Origin of the sequence: Rhodococcus sp. IEGM 1379, assembly GCF_030056815.1 — a bacterium.
In the GTDB taxonomy this organism is placed as follows: domain Bacteria; phylum Actinomycetota; class Actinomycetes; order Mycobacteriales; family Mycobacteriaceae; genus Rhodococcus_F.
The window spans coordinates 1-25412 of the sequence record NZ_JASHKR010000045.1 but is presented as its reverse complement, the minus strand read 5'-3'; the positions used below and the strand labels follow the sequence as shown (position 1 = coordinate 25412).

25 protein-coding genes are annotated in these 25412 nt (G+C 59.2%); 16 read left to right on the top strand and 9 right to left on the bottom strand.

The window, feature by feature from the left end:
* Positions 1–51 precede the first annotated feature (51 nt).
* Positions 52–690: a cholesterol catabolism transcriptional regulator KstR gene (gene kstR / locus QM600_RS20445; RefSeq protein ID WP_094271052.1), complete on the bottom strand. Its 639-nt coding sequence runs from the start codon at positions 688–690 to the stop codon at positions 52–54.
* Between the two features lie 94 nt (positions 691–784).
* On the opposite strand from kstR, the gene QM600_RS20440 reads away from it, so the two are divergent.
* The 6 genes from QM600_RS20440 to QM600_RS20415 all read left to right on the top strand — a co-directional run bounded on the left by QM600_RS20440 (position 785) and on the right by QM600_RS20415 (position 7860).
* Positions 785–2932: an acyl-CoA dehydrogenase family protein gene (locus tag QM600_RS20440; protein ID WP_283263387.1), complete on the top strand. Its 2148-nt coding sequence runs from the start codon at positions 785–787 to the stop codon at positions 2930–2932.
* A 71-nt stretch (positions 2933–3003) separates the two neighbouring features.
* Positions 3004–4044, top strand: a complete 1041-nt coding sequence (locus QM600_RS20435) for an acyl-CoA dehydrogenase family protein (protein WP_283263386.1) — start codon at positions 3004–3006, stop codon at positions 4042–4044.
* Complete coding sequence (locus QM600_RS20430; protein WP_283263385.1) at positions 4029–5180, top strand: acyl-CoA dehydrogenase family protein; 1152 nt, start codon at positions 4029–4031, stop codon at positions 5178–5180. Before QM600_RS20435 ends, QM600_RS20430 begins: the two co-directional genes overlap by 16 nt.
* Before the next feature lie 9 nt (positions 5181–5189).
* A complete protein-coding gene (locus tag QM600_RS20425; protein WP_283263384.1) occupies positions 5190–6263 on the top strand; it encodes a bifunctional MaoC family dehydratase N-terminal/OB-fold nucleic acid binding domain-containing protein in 1074 nt (357 codons plus the stop codon).
* On the top strand, positions 6260–6676 hold the full coding sequence (locus QM600_RS20420) for a MaoC family dehydratase (RefSeq protein WP_283263383.1): 417 nt from the start codon (positions 6260–6262) through the stop codon (positions 6674–6676). The genes QM600_RS20425 and QM600_RS20420 overlap by 4 nt, the downstream gene beginning before the upstream one ends.
* Positions 6673–7860 carry a lipid-transfer protein gene (locus QM600_RS20415; protein WP_502943038.1) on the top strand — a complete coding sequence of 396 codons (1188 nt, stop codon included), beginning with the start codon at positions 6673–6675 and terminating at the stop codon, positions 7858–7860. The genes QM600_RS20420 and QM600_RS20415 overlap by 4 nt, the downstream gene beginning before the upstream one ends.
* Positions 7861–7966: 106 nt before the next feature.
* Here QM600_RS20415 and QM600_RS20410 read toward each other — a convergent pair whose 3' ends face one another.
* Positions 7967–9319 carry an HNH endonuclease signature motif containing protein gene (locus tag QM600_RS20410; RefSeq protein WP_283263382.1) on the bottom strand — a complete coding sequence of 451 codons (1353 nt, stop codon included), beginning with the start codon at positions 9317–9319 and terminating at the stop codon, positions 7967–7969.
* Between the two features lie 183 nt (positions 9320–9502).
* On the opposite strand from QM600_RS20410, the gene QM600_RS20405 reads away from it, so the two are divergent.
* The 5 genes from QM600_RS20405 (at position 9503) to QM600_RS20385 (ending at position 14839) form a co-directional block, all read left to right on the top strand.
* Positions 9503–10504: an AraC family transcriptional regulator gene (locus tag QM600_RS20405; RefSeq protein WP_283263381.1), complete on the top strand. Its 1002-nt coding sequence runs from the start codon at positions 9503–9505 to the stop codon at positions 10502–10504.
* 170 nt (positions 10505–10674) lie between these two features.
* On the top strand, positions 10675–11085 hold the full coding sequence (locus QM600_RS20400; RefSeq protein WP_283263380.1) for a VOC family protein: 411 nt from the start codon (positions 10675–10677) through the stop codon (positions 11083–11085).
* A gap of 121 nt (positions 11086–11206) precedes the next feature.
* Entirely contained in the window at positions 11207–12418 is a 1212-nt protein-coding gene (gene acmB / locus QM600_RS20395; protein WP_283263379.1) for a methyl acetate hydrolase AcmB, read from the top strand.
* A gap of 101 nt (positions 12419–12519) precedes the next feature.
* On the top strand, positions 12520–13368 hold the full coding sequence (locus QM600_RS20390) for a mycofactocin-coupled SDR family oxidoreductase (RefSeq protein WP_283263378.1): 849 nt from the start codon (positions 12520–12522) through the stop codon (positions 13366–13368).
* A gap of 7 nt (positions 13369–13375) precedes the next feature.
* Positions 13376–14839: an MFS transporter gene (locus QM600_RS20385; RefSeq protein WP_283263377.1), complete on the top strand. Its 1464-nt coding sequence runs from the start codon at positions 13376–13378 to the stop codon at positions 14837–14839.
* Between the two features lie 38 nt (positions 14840–14877).
* Here the strand turns inward: QM600_RS20385 and QM600_RS29980 are convergent, their stop codons facing one another.
* Together QM600_RS29980 and QM600_RS29975 are read right to left on the bottom strand one after the other, a co-directional pair.
* The gene (locus tag QM600_RS29980; protein ID WP_502943037.1) at positions 14878–15591 is read right to left on the bottom strand and encodes an endo-1,3-alpha-glucanase family glycosylhydrolase; all 714 of its coding nucleotides are present in this window, start codon (positions 15589–15591) and stop codon (positions 14878–14880) included.
* Positions 15592–15635: 44 nt separating this feature from the next.
* Positions 15636–15980, bottom strand: a complete 345-nt coding sequence (locus QM600_RS29975; RefSeq protein WP_502943039.1) for a glycoside hydrolase family 71/99 protein — start codon at positions 15978–15980, stop codon at positions 15636–15638.
* A 650-nt stretch (positions 15981–16630) separates the two neighbouring features.
* On the opposite strand from QM600_RS29975, the gene QM600_RS20375 reads away from it, so the two are divergent.
* The 3 genes from QM600_RS20375 to QM600_RS20365 are packed head-to-tail and all read left to right on the top strand — an operon-like array spanning position 16631 to position 19023.
* A complete protein-coding gene (locus QM600_RS20375; RefSeq protein WP_283263376.1) occupies positions 16631–17587 on the top strand; it encodes an ATP-binding cassette domain-containing protein in 957 nt (318 codons plus the stop codon).
* Positions 17584–18384, top strand: coding sequence for an ABC transporter permease (locus tag QM600_RS20370; RefSeq protein ID WP_283263375.1), 801 nt, complete (start codon positions 17584–17586; stop codon positions 18382–18384). The genes QM600_RS20375 and QM600_RS20370 overlap by 4 nt, the downstream gene beginning before the upstream one ends.
* A 21-nt stretch (positions 18385–18405) precedes the next feature.
* Positions 18406–19023 carry a TetR/AcrR family transcriptional regulator gene (locus QM600_RS20365; protein WP_283263374.1) on the top strand — a complete coding sequence of 206 codons (618 nt, stop codon included), beginning with the start codon at positions 18406–18408 and terminating at the stop codon, positions 19021–19023.
* A 1-nt stretch (position 19024) separates the two neighbouring features.
* Here the strand turns inward: QM600_RS20365 and QM600_RS20360 are convergent, their stop codons facing one another.
* Complete coding sequence (locus QM600_RS20360; RefSeq protein WP_283263373.1) at positions 19025–19855, bottom strand: putative protein N(5)-glutamine methyltransferase; 831 nt, start codon at positions 19853–19855, stop codon at positions 19025–19027.
* 348 nt (positions 19856–20203) lie between these two features.
* On the opposite strand from QM600_RS20360, the gene QM600_RS20355 reads away from it, so the two are divergent.
* The gene (locus QM600_RS20355) at positions 20204–21355 is read left to right on the top strand and encodes a lipase family protein (RefSeq protein WP_283263372.1); all 1152 of its coding nucleotides are present in this window, start codon (positions 20204–20206) and stop codon (positions 21353–21355) included.
* 10 nt (positions 21356–21365) lie between these two features.
* Here the strand turns inward: QM600_RS20355 and QM600_RS20350 are convergent, their stop codons facing one another.
* Complete coding sequence (locus QM600_RS20350; protein ID WP_283263371.1) at positions 21366–21941, bottom strand: TetR/AcrR family transcriptional regulator; 576 nt, start codon at positions 21939–21941, stop codon at positions 21366–21368.
* 86 nt (positions 21942–22027) lie between these two features.
* Between QM600_RS20350 and zapE the strand changes: the two genes are divergently transcribed.
* Entirely contained in the window at positions 22028–22969 is a 942-nt protein-coding gene (zapE, locus tag QM600_RS20345) for a cell division protein ZapE (RefSeq protein WP_283263370.1), read from the top strand.
* On the opposite strand, the gene QM600_RS20340 is transcribed toward zapE, so the two are convergent.
* From QM600_RS20340 to QM600_RS20330, 3 genes are all read right to left on the bottom strand, one after another.
* Positions 22926–23765 (bottom strand): PE-PPE domain-containing protein, encoded by an 840-nt coding sequence (locus QM600_RS20340; RefSeq protein WP_283263369.1) that lies wholly within the window; start codon positions 23763–23765, stop codon positions 22926–22928. The two genes, zapE and QM600_RS20340, sit on opposite strands and share 44 nt — an antisense overlap.
* Before the next feature lie 143 nt (positions 23766–23908).
* Positions 23909–25105 (bottom strand): serine hydrolase domain-containing protein, encoded by a 1197-nt coding sequence (locus tag QM600_RS20335; RefSeq protein WP_283263368.1) that lies wholly within the window; start codon positions 25103–25105, stop codon positions 23909–23911.
* A 197-nt stretch (positions 25106–25302) separates the two neighbouring features.
* The coding region (locus QM600_RS20330) for a cholesterol oxidase substrate-binding domain-containing protein (RefSeq protein WP_283263398.1) at positions 25303–25412 on the bottom strand (110 nt) is incomplete at its 5' end.

Below are 25412 nucleotides of genomic sequence, written 5' to 3'. Positions count from 1 at the left end.
TTTCAAATCTAGGTGATCGAGCGCATCCTGGCGCGGTAGGTGTTGGCCGCGCTACTCAGGTCGACGGGATCCGTCGCCTAGCAGCAGCTCGACAGTGAGTTCCAAACGATTGGCGACATCGGTGGCCGAGGATCGACGGGTGAGCCACGCGACGAGATTGGACAACCACACGTCGGAGATGACGCGAGCGATAGCCAACTGTTCTTCGCTGGGGTCGTCTTCGGTCATTGCTCGTGCGAACAGGCGGTCCATCAATTGACCGACCTGGTCGACCTCGGCAGCGGCCGACGCGTCGGCAAACATGAATGCTCGCGTCATTGCTTCGGTCAGAAGTGGGTCGCGTTGCATGGCTCGGGTGATCAAACCCAAGATCAGTTGCATGCGCTCGAGCGGGCTGGTGCCGGGCGGAATCTTGCCCTTGGAGTCGATCTTCTCGAATTCGCGTGCCAGAGCGGACACCAGAAGGTGCACCTTCGACGGGAAATATCGGTAGAGCGTGCCGACGGCAACATCTGCTCGCTCAGCCACTGCGCGCATCTGAACGGCCTCGTAGCCACCCTTGGACGCCAACGTCAGGGTTGCGTCCAGGATGCGCTTACGGCGTTCGCGTTGCGCGTTTGAGCTGAGATCGTCGTCTCCGAGCGTCGCGGCTGCGACGGTGTTGGAGCGGGATCGGGATGTTGCGGTCATCGACAATTTCCTTCGCGCCTTGACTCATGGCCAGGTCTCATATTAGAACACGTTCTATACAATTGTGTCACTAATCGAGAGGCGGGAACCAGTTGTGACAATCGCCATGACCGATGAGCAGCGAGCAGTCCAGGAGTCGATCGAGGCATGGGCACGGTCGACCACGCCGATGAACATGGTACGCGTCGGACCAGCAAATTCGTGGCGGGAGAACTGGTCGGCCTTCGCTGCGCTGGGCATTTTTTCCGTCGCGGTCCCAGAGGCCGTAGGTGGCGCCGGAGCTGAAATCGTTGATCTTTCAGCGATGCTCGAGCAGGCTGCAATTGAACTTGTGCCGGGCCCTGTTCTCACAACAGCTTTGGCTGCGTTGGTAGTGGGACGAAGCTCGTCGCCGGCGGCTAAACGCTGGTCCGAGGCACTTGCCGACGGTGAAATCCCCTGCGCTGTCGTACTGGATGGCAAGCCGGTAACCGCCACCCGAACCGATTCGGGAGGGCTTGAACTTCATGGAGACGGCGGCTTCGCCTGGGGTGGGGATACCGGCGTATCGGTACTGGTGTCCGCCGATGACGGCACCGAAATCGTGTGGGTTCTCGTGGACGGAGACTCGAGCGGTGTGACATATGCCGCTACGGACACGATCGATAAGTCACGTCCGCTGGCAGGCGTGTCCTTCGATCACGTTGTGGTCGAAGCTGATCGGATCCTGGACGACGTTGCTCCGGGATCGGTGTCTGATCTCGCGGCCGTTCTCGCTTCGGCAGAGGCTGCCGGCATCGCTGCCTGGTGCCTGCGAACGGCGGTGGAATACGCGAAGATTCGTGAGCAGTTCGGAAAACCGATCGGTTCGTTCCAGGCGATCAAACATATCTGCGCCGAGATGCTGTGCCGCGTCGAGAATGCCGGTGCTGTTGCCTGGGATGCCGCAGTAGCAGCGGAGTCGGGCGACGAACTTCCGATCGCCGCGGCTGTAGCCGCTGCGGTCTCCCTTGATGCTGCTGTCGACACTGCCAAGGACTGCATCCAGGTGCTCGGCGGCATCGGCTTCACCTGGGAACACGAGGCGCACTTCTACCTTCGCCGCGCGCTCTCGCTGCGGCAGGTTCTGGGTGGATCGTCTCGCTGGCGGGCACGCGTTGCGGAACTGACTCTCGGTGGTTCGCGTCGTCACCTTCAGATCGACCTCAGCGAGCTGGAATCCGAGCGGTCCGAAATTCGCAGTGAGGTAGCGCAACTCGTTGCACTGCCGGAGTCGGAGCAACGTAGCGCTCTGGCGGAGTCGGGATATCTTGCACCGCACTGGCCGGCACCGTACGGAAAGGGCGCCAAGGCTGCCCAGCAGATTCTGATCGAGGAAGAGTTGGCGGCCGTCGGCATCGGTCGACCGGATCTGGTCATCGGGTGGTGGGCCGTTCCGACAATTCTCGAGCACGGAAGTGCCGAGCAGATCGAACGTTTCGCGGTTCCGACTCTGAAGGGCGACATTACGTGGTGCCAGCTCTTCAGTGAGCCGGGAGCCGGATCCGACCTCGCCGCGTTGCGTACCACGGCCGACAAGGTCGACGGCGGATGGAAGCTGAACGGACAGAAGGTCTGGACTTCACTTGCCCGTGAAGCTGATTGGGCCATCTGCTTGGCACGTACCGATCGCGATGCTCCGAAGCACAAGGGCATCACGTACTTCCTGCTCGACATGAAGACTCCCGGAATCAGGATCTCGCCACTGCGGGAAATCACCGGCGATGCGCTGTTCAACGAGGTGTTCCTCGACGACGTGTTCGTGCCGGACGACTGTGTCGTCGGACAGTTGGGTGGTGGCTGGAAGCTGGCCAGAACTACGCTGGCCAACGAACGGGTCGCGATGAGTGGCGGTTCCTCGCTCGGTGGTGCGATGGAGGAACTGCTCGAACTGGCGGGTGATCCCGATCCGGTAGTAGCCGACAAGTTGGGTGGTTTCATCGGTACCGCAATGGTCGGTTCATTGCTGGAACTCCGAACCACTCTGCGGCAGTTGGACGGCCAGGACCCGGGTCCGGCGTCGAGCGTTCGCAAACTGGTCGGCGTGCGGCAGCGTCAGAATGTCGCGGAGTTCGCGATGGAGTTGGGTGGGCCCGCGGGTTGCGTCGAGGGCCCGTTGTCGCGTGAGTTCCTCAACACACGGTGCCTGTCTATCGCGGGCGGAACGACGCAGATTCTGTTGACGGTCGCGGCAGAACGAATTCTGGGACTTCCGCGCGACTAGAGGTCTGTAAAAATGTCCACGTTGGTGATACAACTAGAACACGTTCTATAAAAGAAGACGGGATTGCCAGCGTGGACTTCACCAGAGATGAAACCCAGGACGCGGTAGCCGAGGTGGCTACCGCGCTTCTGGCCCGCGAACTTCAGCCGGATGCCCTGTGGACAGCTTTCGCGGAAGCGGACCTGCTCACCTTGGCGCTGCCGGAACGACTCGGCGGCGAGGGCCTGTCCGTCACAGACGTGGGCGCTTTGCTCACCGAGGTCGGCCGGGCAGCCGCCCCGATTCCGGCGCTGGCCACACTCGGCTTCGGCGTGCTGCCCATCGTCGCGCTCGGTAGCGATGCCCAGCAGGACGAACTCCTGGCCGGTGTCGCAGCGGGACGAGTCTTCACGGCCGCTCTGTCGCAGCCGGGAGCGCAGTTCCCCGAGCATCCGTCCGTCACCGCGCAGCAGTCGGGTGACTGGTACCGCGTCAGCGGGACACTGCTCGCCGTACCTTTCGCCGAGAGTGCCCACCGTGTGCTGGTACCGACCGACGCGGGAGTCGTACTGATCGACCCCAGCGCGGCTGGTGTGACGCTCACTCGGACACCGAGTTCGTCGGGTAGCCCCGAATTCGGGATAGTTCTCGACGACGTAGTCGGTGAGCTACTCGGCGCCGGCTCAGAATCTGTGCAGACCCTGTACCGCATCGCGACGGCGAGTATCGGCAGCGTTGTCGACGGATTGGTTTCCGGGGCAGTGGATCTCACAGCTGCTCATATCGGATCCCGTGAGCAGTTCGGTAAGCCGCTGGCAACATTCCAGGCTGTCGCGCAACAGATCGCCGACGCCTACGTGACCTCCCGGACGCTGCATGTCGCATCACTGTCGGCATCATGGCGTGTATCGGAAGGCCTTGAAGCACAGTCCGATCTGGATGTGATGGCCTACTGGATAGCGCAGGAAGTCCCCGCCACGATGCAGGTGCTTCATCACCTGCACGGAGGTCTGGGAGTCGATGCCACCTATCCGCTTCATCGTTACTACTCGACGGCAAAAGACTTGGCGCGCCTGCTCGGTGGCGCTTCGCAGCGACTCGACCTCGTGGGGGCCCGGTGTTCATCGATCTGACCGACAGTCAGCGTGCACTACAAGCTGAACTTCGACGCTATTTCTCCACCCTGATCTCGCCCGAAGAGGCAAAGATCATGCGCGTCGAGCGCCACGGCCCGACATACCGCGAAGTGATCCGACGCATGGGCAAGGATGGTTGGCTCGGTGTCGGTTGGCCCGTCGAGTACGGCGGACGCGGTTTCGGCGAGGTAGAGCAGCAGATCTTCGTCAACGAGGCTGTGCGAGCTGATGTCCCATTGCCCTCTGTCACTCTGCAGACCGTCGGTCCCACGTTGCAGAAGTACGGCAGTGAGGAGCAGAAGCAGAAGTTCCTCCCGGCAATCCTGGCGGGCGAAGTGCACTTTGCGATCGGCTACACGGAACCGGAGGCCGGAACCGATCTGGCGGCACTCCGAACGGGTGCTGTCCGCAGCGGCGACGAGTACATCGTCAATGGGCAGAAGATCTTCACCACCGGTGGACACGATGCGGACTACGTCTGGCTGGCCGTGCGAACCGGATCGGCAGACTCACGTCACCGGGGTATTTCCATCCTGATCATGGACACCACGGATCCCGGTTACACCTGGACACCCATTATCACCTGTGACGGTGCGCATCACGTCAACGCGACGTACTACGAAGACGTTCGAGTGAAAGCGAACATGCTTGTGGGCGAGGAGAATCGGGGCTGGAGCCTGATTACCACGCAGCTCAACCACGAGCGCGTCATGCTCGGGCCGGCCGGCCGCGTCGGGGGCATCTACGATCACGTCTTCGACTGGGCTCGTCGCGAAAACCTACTCGAGCACTCGGATGTTCGTCGCACTCTGGGAGAGATCCACGCGATGTACCGACTCAACGAACTTCTCAACTGGCAGGTGGCGTCGAGTGATTCGGATTCGGTGGACATCGCCGACGCGTCCGCGACCAAAGTTTTTGCCACTGAGCGCATACAGCGAGTAGGTCGCCTGGCCGAGGAAGTTGTCGGTCGATACGGCAACCCTCTGGATCCGGAAACAGCTGATCTTATGGAGTGGTTGGACATGCAGGTCAAACGTAATCTGGTGATCACCTTCGGTGGCGGAGTCAACGAAGTGATGCGCGAACTGATCGCCACGGCAGGACTGAAGCTACCTCGAGTTCCGAGATAGGAATTTCTCATGTCAGATCCCATTCTTACTGCTGATCCCATTCTTACTGCAGCAGAGAAAGTTCGCGCCGACGGACCCAGTGCACCTCGCACCGGCCGTGACCCCGTGAACATGCCGATGATCCTGAACTGGGTCGAAGCTATCGGCGACGAGAACCCGATCTATGTCGACGAATCAGCCGCTTGCGCTGCAGGACACGGCGGACTGGTTGCACCGCCGGCCATGGCCCAGGTGTGGACGATGCGAGGCTTGGGCGCAAAGCGGGAAGCCGACGATCCACTGGGCCGCATGACGGACATCCTCGACGAGGCCGGATTCACCTCGGTAGTCGCGACCAATTGCGACCAGACTTACCATCGTTATCTGAAGCCCGGTGAAGAGGTCATTATCTCTTCGGTGCTCGAAGATGTTGTGGGGCCGAAGAAGACAGGTCTCGGTGAAGGTTGGTTCTTCACTACCCGAAGCTCCTGGCATGTCGGCGACGAGTTGGTATCCGAGATGATGTTCCGGATTCTGAAGTTCGCGCCGCCGGTCAGTGAAGTGTCTACTACAGAACAGGCATCTTCGGGTGTTCCCGAAGATCTTGATGCTTCTCGAATGCTGCGCCCCACACCATCTCTCGACACGCAGTTCTTCTGGGACGGTGTTGCAGCGCACGAGCTTCGTATCCAACTGCGCCCCGACGCGTCCGGGCATATCAGCTCCGTGCAGCACCCGCCGGTGCCCACAATCTGGAAGGACAAAGCGGAGCAGACCGACTACCTGGTCGCGTCCGGGCGGGGCAAGGTCTTCAGTTTTGTCGTTCACCACGCCCCCAAGGTTCCGGGTCGATCGTTGCCCTTCGTTGTTGCCTTGGTCGAATTGCCGGAGGGCGTGAGGATGCTCGGCGAACTACGCGGCGTGGATCCGGCCGACGTTTCGATCGGAATGGACGTCGAGGCAATCTATTTGGACTTCCCCGGTGACGACGAGACTGGTGGGACCCCGTGGACTTTGTATGCCTGGCAGCCGGTGTCACAGCTGTCGGTGTCACACCTTTCGATGTCACACCTTTCGATGTCACAGCAGGAGGCAACGCGATGACATTGGTAACAGATATTGCTGTGGGAGAGCAGCTTCCAGAACTCTCAATTCACGGTAGCCCTACTTTCATCGTGTCAACGGCCTTGGCGACTCGCGACTTCCAAGATGTTCACCATGATCGTGACCTCGCGCAGCAACGTGGGTCCAAGGACATCTTCGTCAACATCCTGACCGACACGGGATTGGTCCAGCGCTTTGTCACCGACTGGGCGGGCCCGCGAGCATTGATCACCTCGATCAAACTGCGACTCGGGGCGCCCTGGTACGCGTACGACACACTGACACTGCGCGGCACAGTTACCTCCCACGACGATGGACTCGTTGCGGTTGCTGTTGTCGGCAAGAACAGTTTGGGTGATCACGTCACCGCACAGGTCACGCTGACTTTCACCACTTCAGGAGATGTCGAATGAGCGCACTGTCCGGGAAAGCGACTCTCTCCGGGAAAGCCGCAATCGTCGGTATCGGGGCAACGGATTTCTCGAAAGAGTCGGGGCGCAGTGAACTTCGGTTGGCTGCCGAGGCTGTCCAGGCAGCCCTGGACGACGCTGGGTTGAAGCCCTCCGATGTCGACGGCCTGACATCCTTCACCATGGACACCAACACTGAAGTGGCAGTTGCACGTTCGGTGGGTATCCCGAATCTCAAGTTCTTCAGCCGCATTCACTACGGCGGTGGAGCGGCCGCGGCCACCATCCAACAGGCCGCCATGGCAGTAGCGACCGGTGTCGCCGACGTCGTAGTTGCCTACCGTGCGTTCAATGAACGCTCCGGTGCACGGTTCGGTCAGGTGAATTCAGGGCTTGTGGCACAGGTCAATTCATCGGGAACGGACAACGCGTTCTCCTATCCGCACGGCCTGGGCACCCCCGCTTCGTTTGTCGCGATGGTCGCGCAGCGCTACATGCACGTCTACGGCGCATCCAGTGAGGATTTCGGCAGGGTTGCCGTTGCCGACCGTAAGCATGCGGCCACAAACCCCAAGGCATTCTTCTACGGTAAGCCGATCACTCTGGAAGATCACCAGAATTCACGCTTCATCGCTGAGCCGCTGCATCTGTTGGACTGCTGTCAGGAATCCGACGGCGGAATTGCGATTGTTGTCACCTCGGCCGAGCGAGCCAAGGATCTGAAGAACACCCCTGCCATCATTGCGGCCGCAGCCCAGGGTAGTGGGGCAGATCAATACATCATGACCAGTTACTACCGCGACGGACTGACCGGACTCCCGGAAATGGGACTGGTGGGAGATCAGCTCTGGTCGCAGAGTGGTCTGCAACCCTCGGACATGCAGACAGCGGTTCTCTACGATCACTTCACACCCTTTGTGCTGATGCAGCTCGAGGAACTCGGCTTCTGTGGCCGGGGTGAAGCCAAGGACTTCATTGCCGGTGGCGCAATCGAACTCGGCGGAAAACTCCCGATCAATACTCACGGTGGGCAACTTGGTGAGGCTTACATTCACGGCATGAATGGTATCGCCGAGGGTGTCCGTCAGATCCGTGGAACTTCTGTCAATCAGGTTGACGCTGTCGAAAACGTATTGGTCACAGCGGGTACGGGTGTGCCGACCTCGGGGCTGGTTCTCACTCGATAATATTTGCGGAGCGAGACTTTACGACGTGCAGGCTCTGTACCGGAGGTATTTCCGGTATAGAGCCTGACGCGTATGTTGTTGTGCGGCAGCATTAACGCCGCTGGGTCTAACACCGCTGGGTCGAGCGACGCGGTTTCTGCTTCGGGTCGATTGCCGGCGGCGGGATGAACCACGGTTTGTGGTCTGAACCCATTTTGATTTCCCATTTTCCGGTGAATCCGGCTTTGCGGTGCATCAAGGTGTGGTGGGAACGGCAAAGCAGGACAAGGTTGTCCATCACTGTCGGCCCGTTCTGGGACCAGGGTCTGATGTGGTGTGCGTCCGTCCAGGCGGGGACGCAATCGCAGCCGGGGAAGGCGCAGCCTTTGTCTCGTGCGATCAACGCGGTCCGTTGCGCGGCTGAGACGAGCCGTTTCAGTGGGCTGACGTCGAGGGGCGCACCGTTCTCGTCGAGCAGGACGGTGGAGAGCATGCAGTCACAGGCCAACATGTGGGTGCGGGTGATGCTCAGTGGCCCCAGCCACGGCATATGCCCGACGTCGGGGTTGTCGAGATTGTCGCGGCTATCGAGGTTGTCGAAATCGAGAATCGGATCACCGTCATCGGACGCATTTCCGCGAGTGCTGGCGCATTCCCGATGTTCGGCCAGGTCTTTGGCGTTGACGTGCACGTTCACGTGCGGGCGCTGGCCGCCGTCGACGCCGGTGGCAGCGTTGTCGAGGTAGCGGCGGATCAGTTCGGTGAAGGCGTCGGCGGTGCGTTTGGCGGCGGACCGCGCATCCGGTGTCCCGTCTGCGGCCGGTGTCGGCATCGACAGACCTGAGAGTGCCGACAACAACATTTCGCCGGTCAGGGAGTCGACATCACCTTTGATTGCGACTCTCCCGTTCAGGGTCGGGGAAATGCGCAGTTCGTTGCGGTCGTCGTCTTCGCCGGGTGGGATGTCGTCGGATTCGAAGATCCGCTCGAGGATGGCGATGGCGTAGCGGAGTTTGGTGGTGGTGGCTTCGATACCGGAGGCTGCGGCGAGGAGAGTGTTGATGCAGTGCGGTAGTGCTGTCTCCGGCATGCCTTTTGGTGGTGTTTCGCAGAAGGTGACGATGAGGGCGGTGTGTTCGAAGGTGAGATCACCGGCGTCGAATTGGGCGGCGACAGTCGGGAAAGCTCGTAGTGCCAGTCCGAGTGCGGCGATTCTGTTTCCGGCGGGGATTTGCAGCATGGTGTTGGCTGCGAGCCAGCGTCCGGCACCGCGGTAGCAGAGTACTTGTTCGTCGGGATTGAGTGCTAGTGCGTCGACGGCGACCACGCGAATGGCTTCGAGGCGAAGGATTTCCGTGGAGGCGGTGATGGCGATTTCGCGTAGGTCTGCGGGGCGCAGTTGCCAGAGCCGACCGCGTAGTCCGGCTGCGGATCCGGCGAGCATGCCTGCGGCTGCGTCGTCGATCATGTCAACACTCATTGAACACCCCCGTCGGATCCCCCGATCCCTGTCCCCAATTGTACTCGAATGTGCGTTCGAGTCAAGGGTAATATGAACTGCGTAAGCATGATTCAGTTCTTCGTGAGGCTTCACGAATAGTCCTGGAGTGGTACGCAGATAGATATAGGTGACGTGGCGCTGTCCTGCTGCAATACTCGGGTCATGTTCGAGAACGCTTTGCTGATTGACGCGGCCGGTCAGCCTACGCAGCGGCATCACCAGGCCTTTTCGCAGGATTGGGACCGTATCAAGGAGTGGTCCGACAGTGTCTACATGCCGTATACGGTGACGCCGATCGGCAAGCGGTTGCAGCCGGCTTCCGAGATGTATTCCGCATCCGTTGGCCGGATCGACATCACGAGATTCTGCTACGGCATTCCTGTGACGGTGGGGGAGTGTTCGCCAGAAGCCGGGAACATTCTGGTTCTGACCACGGTCCGCGGGAATGGTCGACATGATTTGGGGGATGGCTCGGCGGTCGACACCGCTGTGGGCGAGACGTTTGTCGCGGACTGCAGTCGTACGGATTATTTCGTGGAGTTCGACGACGATCATTTGCAGCTGAATCTGACTGTGCCGCACCAACTTGTCGCTGAGTATGCGCAGCAGTGGTACGGACTGGTTCCGGATGATCGGCTGTGGCAACACAAGTGCTCGATCGGTGGACGAGGATCCAGTTGGTTGGCTTTGATGGATTACGTGGTGCGCGCGGTCGCCGAGTCCCCCGAAGCGTTGTCGCGCGAACGACTGGGAGTTCGGGTAGAGGAACTGATCACGGCGCAACTGCTCGAAGAGTGGGCGGCGCAGGCTGGATTGCAACTCTCCGCCGGTATCGATTCCGCAGAACCTGTGTACGTGCGTGCGGCGGAGGACTACATCGATACCTTCGCTCGTTCGGTGCCTACGGCGTCGGAAATTGCTGTTGCAGCGGGCGTCAGTGTTCGGGCGCTGACCGCCGGGTTCAGGCGGTATCGCGATACCACCCCCAGTCAACTGTTGCGAGAGCGCCGACTGGCCGGAGTGCGAAGCGAACTGCTACTTGCCGACGGAAGGACAGTCTCCGACATTGCGAATTCGTGGGGATATGTCAATCTCGGTATGTTCGCGGCGAGTTACCGGAAGCGTTTCGGTGAACTGCCGTCGCAGACTCGCTTGCGGACCTGAGTCTTGCTTTTAGGGCAAACAGGGCAATCCGTTTGCCGTGGGGGCGATCTCTCCGGTGTCAGCGGCATGTTTCTGTCGATCCATTGTTTCCTGTTGGAGCCTTCTGTAAGGATTGATTTCGAGAGTGACAGCAGGCCCCAAACAAACCGGCTTTGGACTAGGAGCACGTCATGGCATCTCGACTCAACCCTTACATCAGCTTCAACGGCGATGCCCGTGAAGCGATGGAGTTCTACAAGAGCATTTTCGGCGGCACGTTGGTGCTGAGCACTTTCGGTGAGTTCGGCAACGACGGCGACGGCGCCGACAAGATCATGCACGGCATGCTTGAAACCGATGACGGCTACACATTGATGGGTGCAGATACCCCGCCGGGCATGCCCTACAACCCCGGCGACAACATCACCGTCAGCCTCAGTGGTGACGACGGTGATGTTCTCCGTGGGTACTGGGAAAAGTTATCCGGCACCGGAAGTGTGTCGGTCCCGCTTGAAAAGCAGATGTGGGGCGATGAATTCGGCTCCTGTGTCGACAAGTTCGGAATTTCCTGGCTTGTGAACATCGGTACGCCGCAGGGCTGATCCACGCTGGCCCGGTTCTGCCGAAATGAGACGGAACATCTGCCGTTTCGAGGCAGAATCGGGCATGTGATCGTTGTTACATTCTTTCCGACAGATGGTTCGAGTCGGATGGAGAAGATCAATGACGATCGAAGATGTTGTGGGAAAGGCTTTTTCGAAGAGTCGTTTCGACGGCTTGTTGGAACAGGCAGTGCGCGGCCCGGATGGGGGCACTTCGAGCCGGGACGTTCCGGGAGTGGTGGCAATGATCACCGACCGTGACGGAAACCTCTACGAGGGTTCCGCTGGTGAACGTGCTTCGGGTTCCGGAGTTCCGATAACCACCGATTCGGTGTTCGCTCTCTTCTCGACAACCAAGGCGATCACCGGAACTACGGTGCTGCAGTGCGTCGAAGAAGGACTGCTCGATTTCGATGCGCCGGCATCGAAGTACGTCCCGGAGATCGGTGAACTGGAAGTTCTCGATGGATTCGGTGCCGGAGGTGAGCCGATACTTCGGAAACCTAAGCGCGACATCACTACTCGCATGTTGATGTTGCACACAGCGGGGTTCGGTTATGACTTCTTCAACGAGTCGTACAACAGGTTGTCTCAGGAACACGGGCAACCCAGTGTGATCACCTGTTCCAAAGCTGCGCTCAGAACTCCTTTGCTGTTCGATCCGGGTGAGAAGTGGGAGTACGGAACCAGTGTCGACTGGGCGGGTCAGGTTGTGGAGTCCATTCGTGGTCAGCGACTCGGAGACGTGATGAGCGAGCGTATTTTCGAGCCACTCGGTATGGCGGACACGGCGTTCAGTATGACGCCTTCGATGAAGGACCGGCTCGCACCGATTCATCAGCGTGAGAGCGACGGAAGCCTGACGCCCCTCATCGGATTCGAGTTGCCCGCAGAGCCCGAAGTGCACATGGGCGGTCACGGATTGCATGGCACAGTGGGTGATTACATGAAGTTCATCCGGATGTGGCTGAACGACGGCGTCGGAACGCACGGTCGAGTGCTGGCAGAAGATACCGTCGCTCAAGCGGTACGCAACGGTTTGAACGGACAGCATGTCGGTGCTTTGCCAGGAGTGATCCCGACACTGTCCAATGACGCGGAATTCTTCCCCGGAGTACCCAAGGGATGGGCGTATTCCTTCATGATCAACGAAGAGACCGCACCGACCGGGCGTCCCGCGGGATCGCTTGCTTGGGCGGGCCTGGCCAACCTTTACTACTGGATTGATCGGGAGAACGGCATCGGCGGCTTCTGGGCCACCCAGATCCTGCCTTTCGCCGACGCAGGTTCTATTGGCGGCTACCTGGATTTCGAGTCGTCCGTATATCGCTGACTGCTTCGAAAATTCCCGCTGTCCGGGATCGAAGGCCTTAACGGTGTGAGTTCGGAGTACGCATGTAACAAGCAAAAACGTATGACGAACTAGGAGACGGCATGAACAGCCTCGAAGGCAGTTTCGAAGGAAAGGTTGCACTGATCACCGGTGCAGCTCGCGGTCAGGGCCGTGCACACGCAATCGCATTTGCCGAGCGCGGCGCCGATATCGTGATCTGCGATCGCTGTGAGAACAGCGATGTCGTCTCCTACCCGCTCGCCACTGAAGAGGATCTCGCCGAAACTGTTCGTCTGGTCGAGGCAACCGGGCGTCGTTGCATCGCGGTCAAGGCGGACACCGCCGACCGTGAGGCGATGGATGCACTCGTTGCTCGCGCCGAGGCAGAGTTCGGCAGCGTCGACATCGCCGTCGCCAATGCCGGTGTTTCCGTACCCGCGTCGATTACGTCCATGACGTCGGCGCAGTGGAACGAGGTCATCTCTTCCAACCTGACCGGCGTGTTCAATACGGTTGCCGCAGTTTCGGGCGGAATGGCGAAGCGTGGTTACGGCCGCATCATCACCATTTCCTCGATGATGGGTCGATCCGGTGGAACGCAGATGGCCGCCTACGGCGCTTCCAAGTGGGGTGTCATCGGACTGACCAAGAGTGTCTCGCTCGAACTCGCGAACTCGGGTGTCACAGTCAATGCGATTGCGCCGGGTAATATTTCGACGCCGATGATCCACAACGACATGATGTACGCGATGATGCGTCCGGATCTCGAAACACCGACCATGGACGATGTCGAACCCGTCTTCGCGACCCTGCATGCGCAGCCCGTCGGCTGGCTCGATCCGTTCGAGATCACCCGCGTCGTCTTGTTCCTGGCTGCGGACGCCAGCGCGCATATGAGTGGCATCGTGGTCCCTGTTGATGCTGGAGTTGCCGCTCGTTCGAACGCCTGAGTCACGCTTGACCAAGGATTCGTCCCGCCGTCAAACGCGGGCAGGGTTGGTTGTCGGAGTACTGAGTCTGAGCGGCGTGGTGGTCGCGCTGCAACAGACCTTGGTTGTTCCGCTTCTCCCTGAGTTTGCGACGGCATCGGGTGTATCGAACACGACCGCTTCGTGGTTGGTGACATCGACACTGCTCACCGGTGCTGTCGCGACTCCGCTCATCGGCCGGCTTGCCGATATGTACGGCAAGCGGGCGATGATGCTGGCTTGTCTGGCTGTGATGATCGTCGGTTGCCTGATTGCGGCGACCAGTCAGAGTTTTCTCCTTCTTGTACTCGGCAGATCGATGCAGGGATTTGCCACAGCATTGTTGCCGGTGGGAATCAGCATCATGCGGGACGTTCTTCCACCCGAAAAACTCAGTGGTGCAGTCGCTCTCATGAGCGCGACCTTGGGTATCGGAGGAATGGTGGGCATGCCCTTGGCCGGTGTGCTCTCTGCACACTGGGGTCTGTCATCGCTCTTTTGGGTGACAGGCGCTGTGGGTCTGGTGGTGCTGATCTTCTTGCCGTTTGTAGTACCGGAATCTGCGGTGAAAACCCGGGGTAGGTTCGATTTCCTCGGGGCAATGATTCTCACGGTGGCGATGACTGCGTTGCTCCTCGCCATCTCGAAGGGCACGGAATGGGGTTGGGGAAGCCCCGTAACTCTGTGCCTGATTGTTGTCGGTGCGGGATTGCTGGGTTCGTGGATTCCGTGGGAGTTGCGCACGCCGGCACCTCTCGTTGATCTACGAACCTCGGTGCGCACCCCGATTCTGGTCTCGAATATCTGCGCCGTTCTCCTCGGGTTTGCCATGTTCATCAGTGCATTGGCAGCAACTCAGGAACTGCAGTTGCCGGTGGAATCCGGATACGGGCTCGGGCTTTCTGCCTCGGCAGCGGGTCTGGCGATGACGCCGGGCGGACTTTTGATGATCGGGCTGGCTGCCGTTTCGCCCAAGGTCACTCGTAGGTGGGGTGCCAAGATAACGTTGGCTGCCGGTGCCATCGTCATCGCGTTCGGCTACCTGCTGCGCGTAGTTCTCACTCCCACACTGCTGAGCATCGCTCTCGGAGCGGCCGTGGTGTCCGCGGGCGTTTCATTTGCTCTGGCAGCGATGCCGACGTTGATCACCGAATCGGCGCCGCTGGATCAGACAGCATCGGCGAACAGTGTGAACAGTCTCCTCCGTTCGGTGGGAACATCGACCGGAAGTGCTGTCGCCGCTGCCATATTGGCCAGTTCGACGGTCATGATCGGGACCGCTGCGGTGCCCGCATTGCATTCGTTCGAAGTGCTGTATTCGATCGGTATGGGTGTTTCCGTGGTTGCAGCCATCGTGACATTGTCGGTTCGAGTTGATAGCCCGGCACCGGCTCACAAGACCGCGACGCCTTCCGAAGCCGCAAAGCAGGCAGAGGCCACCGAACTCGGGTGAGTCTCCGATGCAAGGAGACTCACCCGGTCTGCAGCGGATTACCTTCTACTGGAATCGACCAGATACTCGAGATTCTGGTTGTACGGGCTGGCCGTTACTGCTGTGTGGGAGGTGACGCGGGAGATTTCCGCAGCCCCGCGTACGACAGTCGCGGTGATCGATCCGATCTTCAATGGGGCGATGCAGCTGCTCATTCCTGCCGGTGCATTGCATGTAGTTGTCGTTGATCCGACTTTGACATTTACTACTTCCGGAGCAGTGAGGTAGGTCAGGACTTCCACGGTGTCACGAGCGGGAGACGACCACGACCGTAGTGTCATCGGGGCACTCGAGACATTGATCGGGACCGCGGAGACCAACTGATTTCGATAGCTGAGATATGCGGTGTCACGCACGATTGCCGGTGCAGCGCCGGTGCGAAACGAGTACAGACCGTAAGCACTCATATCGAGTAGTGCGAGTCCGTGCCCGGCACTGGGTGCAAACGAAGTTCCTTCGCTGTAGTCATTCCAGGTGGTGAGTTGAACCCATTCGCTGTTCGAAGCAATCGCAATCTGCCAGGTATTTTGAAGATTTTGGGAGTTCTGCGATTCATCGTAAATGGACTGGGTGGGCCGCGAATCCTGGAAAGAGACCGGTTGCATCCGTATCTTCCCCAAAGCGTGCGCCGCGTCGGCTAATGCCATCGGAGAGTCTGGATTGGATGCAGATATTGGGTTTCCTGCTGGATTTCGGTTTCCCCAGTTGGACATTCCATAGCTGATAGATGCAAAAGCATTCCTGTTGGCGGCGGCATCTAAAAAACGGGGACAAATGCTACGGTGATTCGATACGAGGTCTTCATTTCCGAAATAAACTTCGACCACCAATTTGCAGTTTTATTCTCGGCAAGAAATGGTGAGACGACCAGGCGTCCATCGCCCAATTTGAACGTTGACGGCATCGATGCATACGGCTTCATTTCTGCCGCAAGTTGAGCTGGTGTCATGGTCTTGAATACGCCGTTCATATCGGGCATGAGCATGATCTTGAAATTCGGGTCCACGGTCGCTGCAGCTTTGATCAGCGCGGTGGGAACAGCTGAACCCCACCAACTCGTATCCGAGGCAGAAGACATGATATCCACGGAAAAGCCGTCGATGCCAGCGGAAATAGCCTGGCGGACTTCGTTCTCGAGATCGTGTTGCCGCCACTGAGCGTCGACGAGCGATGGCCGTGGAGTCGGACGATCCCGCAGGAAACCGCCGTATCTGAATTCGGCGGCACCGCGGGTGACGTTGTGGCGATTGGCGGTGTCGTTGTCGGTGCAGTAGTGAGCGGCACCGTGCTAGTAGGTGTAGGAGCCGTGGTAGGTGTATTGCCAGCATTGCCACCAGAGGATCCGGGGAATGCCTGCACGGGTGCGGTCGAGATGGCCATGGCGAGGAAAAGGCAGATCAATCCAATTGAGTGTCACACGGTATTTCGGATCCATCGCACGCGAATATTCATCTCGTAGGTAACCTTTCTCTGGGCCCCCGAAAGCATGATTGATCCTCGAATATGTTGATTGAATAGACGTGTTCGATTCATGTACTGCCTGAAGAAGGTGTCAATTTCGATACGAGTGTAACGCCGGAATGTGTGAATTGAGTAATTGAAATCGTACATTGTGAAATAAAGTTCAATTGCGCTTGTTTTCATGTATTGAGCAGTCCTGTGGTCGGTGATCTGACGAAAATCCGTGGAATATGTCGGTGCTGTGCGTCACACTGGGTTCTCGGGTTGCAACGTGCGGACACGGGAGGACTCATGACCGGAGCGATAGTTGCCGAGGGGTTGGTCAAGACTTACGGCACTCTGACAGCCTTGGACGGCATAGACCTCGAGGTGGCCGAAGGCTCGGTGATGGCACTGCTCGGGCCCAACGGTGCTGGAAAGACCACGGTGGTACGCATTTTCACTACGCTGCTCATTCCGGACGGCGGCCGTGCTCAGGTAGCGGGCTTGGACGTCGTCAAGGATGCGCGGGCCCTTCGATCCAAAATCGGCGCTTCGGGGCAGTACGCCGCGGTGGACGAGTACCTAACCGGGTACGAGAACCTCGACATGGTTGGACGCCTGTATCACTTGGGTACAAAGAACAGTAAGGCGCGAGCACGAGAGTTGCTCGAACAGTTCGACCTCGTCGAAGCCGGAGACCGCCCGGTCAAAGGCTATTCCGGAGGTATGCGTCGACGCCTCGACCTGGCCGGCGCGTTGGTGGCACGGCCGCAGGTCTTGTTTCTCGACGAACCGACAACCGGTCTCGATCCGCGGGCCAGGCTCGGCTTGTGGGACGTCATCGAAGAACTGGTAGCGCAGGGAACAACCTTGCTGCTCACCACGCAGTACATGGAGGAAGCTGAGCGGTTGGCTGATCAGATCGCCGTCATCGATCGGGGTTCGGTCATCGCGCGCGGTACTGCCGATCAACTCAAGGCTCGGGTCGGTGGTGAACGTATCGAATTGAGCGTGCATGAGAGTGAACACCTCGACATAGTCCGGCAGGAACTGAATTCGTTGTCAGTGGGCGAGATTCGAGTTCAGGAGAACGTTCGGCGCATCACGATTCCTGTCGCCGACGGCACCGATGCTCTGATCACCGCTCTCAACCTGTTGTCGGCGCGAGGCATCACAGTGTTCGATGTCGGATTGCGCAGACCCACGTTGGATGACGTTTTCCTTACCCTGACCGGGCATCAGGCTGAATTGGAGGACCAGAAATGACCATGCAGATGGCGCTCGAAGACGGCCTGACCATTGCCAAGCGAAACTTGATCAAGATCAAGCGCGTTCCAGATCTACTGGTATTCACGACCCTCTCGCCGATCATGTTCGTGTTGCTGTTCGCGTACGTATTCGGCAGCGCGATCTCCGTTCCGGGGACGTCGTATCGTGAGTTCTTGATCGCCGGAATCTTTACGCAGACAGTGATATTCGGTGCTACCTGGACGGGTCTGGGTATGGTCGAAGATCTCCAGAAAGGGATCATCGACAGGTTTCGTTCTCTGCCCATGGCGCCGTCGGCAGTTTTGATCGGCCGAACGTCCAGTGACGTCCTCATCAACGTGATCAGCCTGGTGGTCATGTCGCTCACCGGACTCCTCGTAGGTTGGCGTATTCACTCGAGTGTCCTCGAAGCGCTGGCCGGCTACGCGCTTCTGTTGCTCTTCGCCTACGCATTGTCCTGGGTCATGGCGGTTGTCGGACTGTGGATCCGAACTCCCGAGGTGTTCAACAATGCAAGTTTTATCGTCATCTTCCCGCTCTCGTTCATTGCGAACACGTTTGTCGAAACCACCAATCTTCCGGGACCGTTGAAGGTGATCGCCGAATGGAATCCGGTGTCCGCGTTGACACAAGCGGTGCGTGAGTTGTTCGGGAACACCAATCCTGCGATGACGGTCCCTGACGCCTGGCCGCTGCAGAATCCCATTATCGCTTCACTGCTGTGGACGGGCGGCTTGCTGATCGTCTTTGTGCCGTTCGCTATTCGTCGATACCAGAAGGCGGTCGGCAGATAAGCGCATCGGTAGAGTGAAGATGTGCCGGAGTCTGAACGCGTCGACAGAAGATCCCTGCGATACGCGGGCCGACGTCAGGAGTTGCTCGACGCTTTGACACGGCACGTCATCGAAAACGGTGTCGGTGAATTGACTGTTCGGCAACTCGCGAAGGCAGTGGGCGTCTCGCATGCCTCTCTACTCGGTCACTTCGATACCAAAGAGAATCTGCTCGCCGAAGTCATCGAGAACATGCGTGGCGAGTCCATTCCGATGGCCGTTCCGATACAGGTCGGCATCGATCCTGCTCGAGTGTTGACAATATGGTGGACCGAGCGGACAACGCCGGAGTTGTTGCCTCGCTTCGGCGTGATGATCGAGATATATGCGCTGGCGCATCACGACCGCGATCGGTACGGGCGGTTCTTCGAACGGTTTGTCGGTGACTGGATCGAAGCGCTCGAAATGGGTTTGCGACGCGTCGGCTGCCCGGAGTCGGACGCGTCTTCCGTTGCAACGTTGATACTTTCGCAGATTCGGGGACTTTCGATGGACCTCTTGGCCACCGGTGATCGTGATCGCGTGGACCGAGCATTCGAGATGTTTGTCGAAGGTTTTGCTGCGCGGGCGCAGTCGTGGGTGCCGCCGATTTTGTCGTGACTCAGTGCGCGGGTTTGGTTCCGATCACTACCGTCGCCGAAGTCGCGTCCAACGAGGCGGTGCGGGCGCGCAAACCTCCTTGTGTGACTGATTCGACGGTTCGTCCCACCTGTTCGGTGCTGGTTTCTATGAGCAGATGTCCGCCGGGTTGGAGCCAGGTGGCTGCGTCTGCGGCGATGCGACGTTGAACGTCGAGTCCGTCGATTCCGCCGTCGAGAGAGATCAAGGGTTCGTGAAGGCGCGCTTCGGGAGGCATGAGGCGAATGGAATCCGTTGGTACGTAAGGCGCATTGGCGACTATGACGTTGATTCTTCCGTGTAGTTCGCGTGGAAGGCAATCGTAGAGATCGCCTTCCACGACGTGTCCGGGGGCACTGATGTTGCGCAGGGCGCAGCGGACGGCTGCAGGTTCGACGTCGACGGAATACAGGTCGATGGGAGAGCCCTTCGATTGTAGAACTGCGCCCACTGCGCCTGAGCCGCAACATAAGTCGACGACGCGGTATCCGGGTTCGAGCAATGAGCAGGCTTGTGTAGCCAGGAATTCGGTGCGTCGACGTGGAACGAATACTCCCGGGTCGATGCGGATGCGTAGTCCGCAGAATTCAGCCCATCCGACGATCGATTCAAGGGGTTCTCCGGCGATACGACGCTCGATCATCCGCGCGAGTTCCGCCGGAGAGATTGTTGCCTCTAGTAGGACAGTTGCTTCCTCCTCGGCGAAGACGCATCCCGCTTCGCGGAGGGTGGCGGCGATGGATTCTTGTTGGGAGATGAGCGACAGGGGAATCGGTGACTGGGGATTCGGTGACTGGGGATTCGGTACTGACATGAGAGTGCCTCCGGGGTATGCCGTCTGGGCGCTCTCTCGGCCGCTACCGGAAACGGACTGTAGGAGGCTGCGCCACTACTGACTGAGCGGTAATGGGACTCACCTCCTGTGTGTTCGTTGACCGACCTGCATGTATTGAACATGGAAACTGTATCGAAGCGTTGAGGTAATCGCTCGGAGTTGGGACGTACGCTCAGCGAAAATTTAGATTGACCAAACGGTAGGTCTGCTTTATCGTCTGAGTTCGATCGGACCAAGGGGGCGAGTGGGACGATCGTGGTGGAGACAATCAGTACAAGACACAGTCGCAGTACAAGGCACAGTCAGCGCGATCGGTAGGAGAAACAGTTGAGCAAACGACTACGCAGGACGCTCATCGGGTTGGGGGCAAGTGCGTTGGTCGCACTGGCCCTCGCGGCGCCCGCGACGGCCGAACCTACCGGTAACCCTGGCGAGGTGGTGAGCCAGGAGCGACTCGGGCCCGATCGAGTGTTGCCTGGTGCCGTAACCGCGACCAAGGTGACGTACTGGTCGCAAGGTCCGAAGGACGCGCCGATGATGAGTACCGGCGTGGTCTATCGCCCGGTGGGCGCCCCGCCAGAAGGAGGTTGGCCGGTTATCTCGTATGCGCACGGAACAGTCGGGGTCGCAGATCAGTGCGCGCCGAGTAACAGTGGGCGCACATCGGTGTATCTGGGCTATTGGCTTGAACAGGGTTACGCAGTGGTGGCCACGGACTACGTGGGACTCGGAACGCCGGGCGTCCACCCGTACCTCGACGGACGATCCGCAGCACACAGCGTCGTCGACATGGTGCGCGCCGGCCGCACGGTAGATGGTGACCTGTCGAGCAAGTGGGTCGCGATGGGTCAGTCGCAGGGTGGTCAGGCGACAATGTTCACCGCTTCACTTGCCACTGACTACGCTCCGGAACTGGACTACCGCGGCGCCGTCGCCACCGGTGTGCCCTCCAATATCGAAAACCTGGTCCCGCTCGGTGGGCCCACCTTTCCGGCTCTCCCGCTGAAGGGCACTACGGTGTACATCGCGAATGTTCTTGATGGACTGCGTGCTTCGCGGCCGGATATCGACGTCGACTCGTATCTGACGCCACTGGGGAAGGCCATTCTCGACGACGTCGAGAACAACATGTGCTACTCCGAAGCGAGTGCCAAGTACGGAACTGTTCCACTCGGGCAGGTTCTGTCGAAGTCGCTGAACAATCCGACGTTCATGAATGCGGCGCGGGAGTTGCTCAGCGTTCCGACATCAGGTTACGACCGCCCGTTCTTCCTTGGACAGGGACTCTTGGACATGGATGTCCCGGCACCGCTGACGCTGAAGTTCGCGGCAGACCTGGCATTGAACGGGGTGGATTTTGCGTTCCACACCTACCCGACGGATCACTTGGGAACTGTTCCGGTATCCATGCCGGACAGTACTCCCTTTGTGGCGGCACTGTTTTCGGGCCAGCGTCCATGCACGGGCAGTCTTTGCTGACTCACACGATCTATCTGGCATTCACTCCGTGCAGGTACGCCTCGATCGGGATCTGAAGTCGTCGAATGCGTTCCGTCGTTCCGAGTTCGGCAGTATCGCGGCTTCGCGCCCCCAAGCAGTGGTCGAAGATCAACCCTTCCAGCAGGCTCAGAAAATCTGTCGCCGCATTGCCGGGATCGGCAACCCCGGCGGACTGGAATCTCTGTTGCGCCTTCTCCTGCGAAAACAGGCTTCCTGCAAGAAGTTTGCACAACGCCGGGTTTCCGCGCATCTCGATCAGCAGTGCGTGTCGAGCGATCAGTTCGTTTCGTCGGTGTGTGAGTAGATCGTCGAGATATTCGGCGGTCAATCGAGCGGGGTCGATGTGCGTGCCGAGGAGTTCGATGAAGGTCGATCGTGAGCGTTCCACGATGTGCCGTGCGATCGCCTCGAGGAGCGCTTCGCGTGTTCGGAAATAGTACGACGTCGAGCCGGTGGGCAGTTTCAATGATTGATCGACAGCGCGATGGGTGAGTGCGCGAGGTCCTTGGTCGGCGATGATCGTGACAGCGCATTCCGCGATGAGGGTCCGGCGGTCAACGTTCATAGTCACTCCTGTTGCGTCGCCGGGGTCACATTGACTCGGTCGGTCCGAGGCCTCTAGCCTCGACTCTACAGATGTAGAGGAGCCTCATGTTACTGGACGAAGCGCAGTTGTCGGCACGTGAATCCCTCGACGCTTTGCGGGCAAAAATCGCCGCCGGCGGGGTCGGTGGAGGGATCTACCTCTGGGGAGGCGTCGGGCGCGGAAAAACCATGCTGATGGACGAGTTCTACAACAGTCTTTCAGTCACCAAGCGGCGCATTCACTTTCATGAGTTTTTTTCGGACCTGCATGCCCGAGCGCACGGTCTCGGGTCGATGGGCTCGGCATTGGAGCGCGTGGTCGACGGAATCCGAGTGCTGTGTTTCGACGAATTCCACATCGACGACGTCGCCGACGCCATGTTCATGGCGAGGGTTCTCGATACGATCGTCACGAAGGGCGTGACTGTTGTTGTCACGTCCAATGTTCCGCCGACGGAACTACTTCCCAATCCGCTGTTTCACGAGCAGTTCGTGCCGTCGATCGAGTTGATCGAGGAGACTTTGGACATCATCGAGTTGAGTGGTGCGCTCGACTACCGAATCAGCGGAAGCGGGGGCGGCGGGGACGGGCGGTTTGCGTCGGGAGAGTTCATTGTCGATGCAGGTTTTGCTCAACGTCCGAGCGAGCCAGTTCAGTTGAGAATCGGGTCGAGGACACTCTGGTGTGAGGCGATTCGGGGCGGGGTCGTCTGGTTTGATTTTGAGGTTCTCTGCAACGGATCAACCTCTGCAGCAGACTATCTCGACCTTGTCGATCGTTTCGACGAATGGGTTGTCTGCGGAGTCCCGGTCCTGGCCAGTGCGTCGGAGTTCGCGGTTCGGCGATTCGGAAACGTCGTCGATGTCCTCTACGACGCGGATACGCGACTGACGATTTACGCCGATGCAGATCTCGAACAAGTGGCGGGCACCCTGCGAGATGTTCCGGGTCTCGCCCGGCTTTTCAGTAGGTTGTCGCTTCTCCGAATGCCGTCGTCAGCGCGGTAGTCAACGCTGCCGTCACATACGGGGTGAGATTCTCGACGACGCGTGAGACTATCGCGGTAGCTACATCGAGGGGACGCAACGGCGCGCTCGGGGCCTGAGGGAGTGGCGGGGCGGGGGAAGGTGCACTTTTTTCCATCATCGGTTGATACGTACCATGTTTCGTGAAGTATCCGAAGACGGAGTCCACAAACTGTTCAGGTGCTTCGCTCGGTTCGGGCATATTGCAGATGCCGTCGCCTTCGATGCAGACTTCTTGCACCGGTATGTCGCCGAATCCATCACGGGTACCGGCCATCGTGGCTCCGGGAACGACATTCGGGATCACAGTTTCTATGCCGCCCTGGGAGTTTCGCGGGTCTGCGTACAGGACGCCTTCCACTCGAGACTGGGGGATGGACCCGTCGCGAGCGATGTCGCCGAGAACGTCGCCGGCAATCCGTGCACCTTGGGAGTAGCCGGTGATGACCACGTTGCTGTCCGGGCACTGAGCGTGAAAGGTATTGACGTCAGCTCGAAGTGATCGAACTCCGACAGCCACGCTTTCGTCGTACGTCTGGTCACCGAGCGGCCAGAAGCTGGCGGGATATGTCACTGGTTTGGCTGCGTAACCACGGGATGTGTAGCGGTCGGTGACAGGTTGTGTGGTCTGGCCCGTCGGATCCCAGGTCCCGCCCACCGAGAACACTGCGCCGACAGGGCAGGAGTTTGTCGACGCGGTGGCCGTGGCAGAGGTAGCGGACAAGCCTGCGATCCCCACGACCATTGCACACACAACTGACAGGGCGTGCTTCCTCATCGGCCCGTCTCCATCTATCCGTGGTCCGACGTGATTCGTTCGGTACTTGAGGAGAATGGTGACGGTGTGATGAGTCCTGGCGGTGTTGCACAGGTAAACACGACGTTGCAAATGGTGCACAAACCGCGTGGGAGTGGCTTAACTCACCCGCCGGGTATCTGTGGCGGATTGTCCGGCACAACCACGGCGGCGATTGCCTTGGCAATGGGAACCGCATTGTTGGGGGCGGCATTAGCGGTGAGGCCGAGTGTCGCGTAAATGACGATGGCAGTCTTGGTCTGCGGTTCGTAGAGTGCAACACCGTTGTATCCACCGTAAGCCGGGTTCATGGCGAGCCACCCGTCGATGTGCAGGGTTCCGAACGTGAAGAACTTGTCGGTGGTCATGTTCGACAGGCCGGCTGTTGTCGGTGCCATCTGTTCTTTGAAAGCTTTGTCGGAGAGCAGTTCACCGGTCCCGAGTGCGCGAACCCATTTTCCCATGTCGGTGACCGTCGAGTTCATGTTGCCACTGTGCAGAAAGGCTGTGGGATTCCAGAAAGTGGAATCTTCGAATACACCGCGTTCGGTTGTGTAGCCGTGTAGTACAGGGTCGGGCATCTGAGGAGTCAGTGCCACGCGGCTGGCAGTCATGGCCAGTGGTTCGAAAATGCGTTGCTGCAGTAAGTCGGTCAGCGATTGGCCGGTTGCCTTCTGCACCACTTCGCCGAGCAATGTCAGGTCACTGTGTGAGTATGCGAAACTTGTGCCGGGGGGAAACAAGGGTGGTCGGGAGTTGGCCAAGTCGAGGATCTCCGACGCGGTCCATCCTTGAATCGGGTTGGCGTAGAGGCGTTTCTCGAAGTCGGGGTGGGTCACGTAATCGGAAATGCCGGTGGTGCTGTTGGCAAGCATTCGTGGAGTGATCTGGTCGGAACGAGGAAAGTCTTTCTCCCACTTGGTAATCGGCTCGTCGAGGGGGAGGGTGCCGGCCTCGTCGAGTTGGAGGAGAACCGTCGACAGCATAGGCTCCATGGGTTGTCCGACGCGTAGTTGCATATCGGCTGTTGCGGGAACTCCGAGTGGAGACTCGCCGACGGAACCGATCGCGATCTCCGTGTCATCTCGCCACACCCCGAACACTGCTGCGCTGAGACCGAGATCGGTGACTTGCCGACGGACGATGTCGGATATCCGTTGGGATTCCGGGCTGTTGTCGGCGCTCGGGGCAGCGCTGTGAGTGGAACTGCCCGTACTGGTTGTGGTGCCTTCATCGGATCCGCAGGCGGCAGTCGTGGAGACGATGGCGACGACCAGTATCGATGTTGCTGTGACGAGCAGTCGGCGATTCGATAGCCTCATGCGTGGCGTTCCCTTCATGGCGGGAGTCGAGCAGTGCGACTCGAATGCCTGTCGCAATCGCCTGAATTTACCGCGATCGGATCACATTCGACAGTAATCCAGTGGATAGAGTCCGAACGGAACTGCCACCCCATACAAAATGCCCGCCACCTCCGTGATGGAGGTGGCGGGCATTTCACACGTACGGACTTACGGACTTACGGCAGGAGCTGGTTCAGGAAGGTGTTGCTGAAGACCTTGTGTGGGTCGAGTTGGTTGAATGCCGCGTTGGCGGTGTCCCAGTTGTTGTTGGTGGGGACGCCGTCGC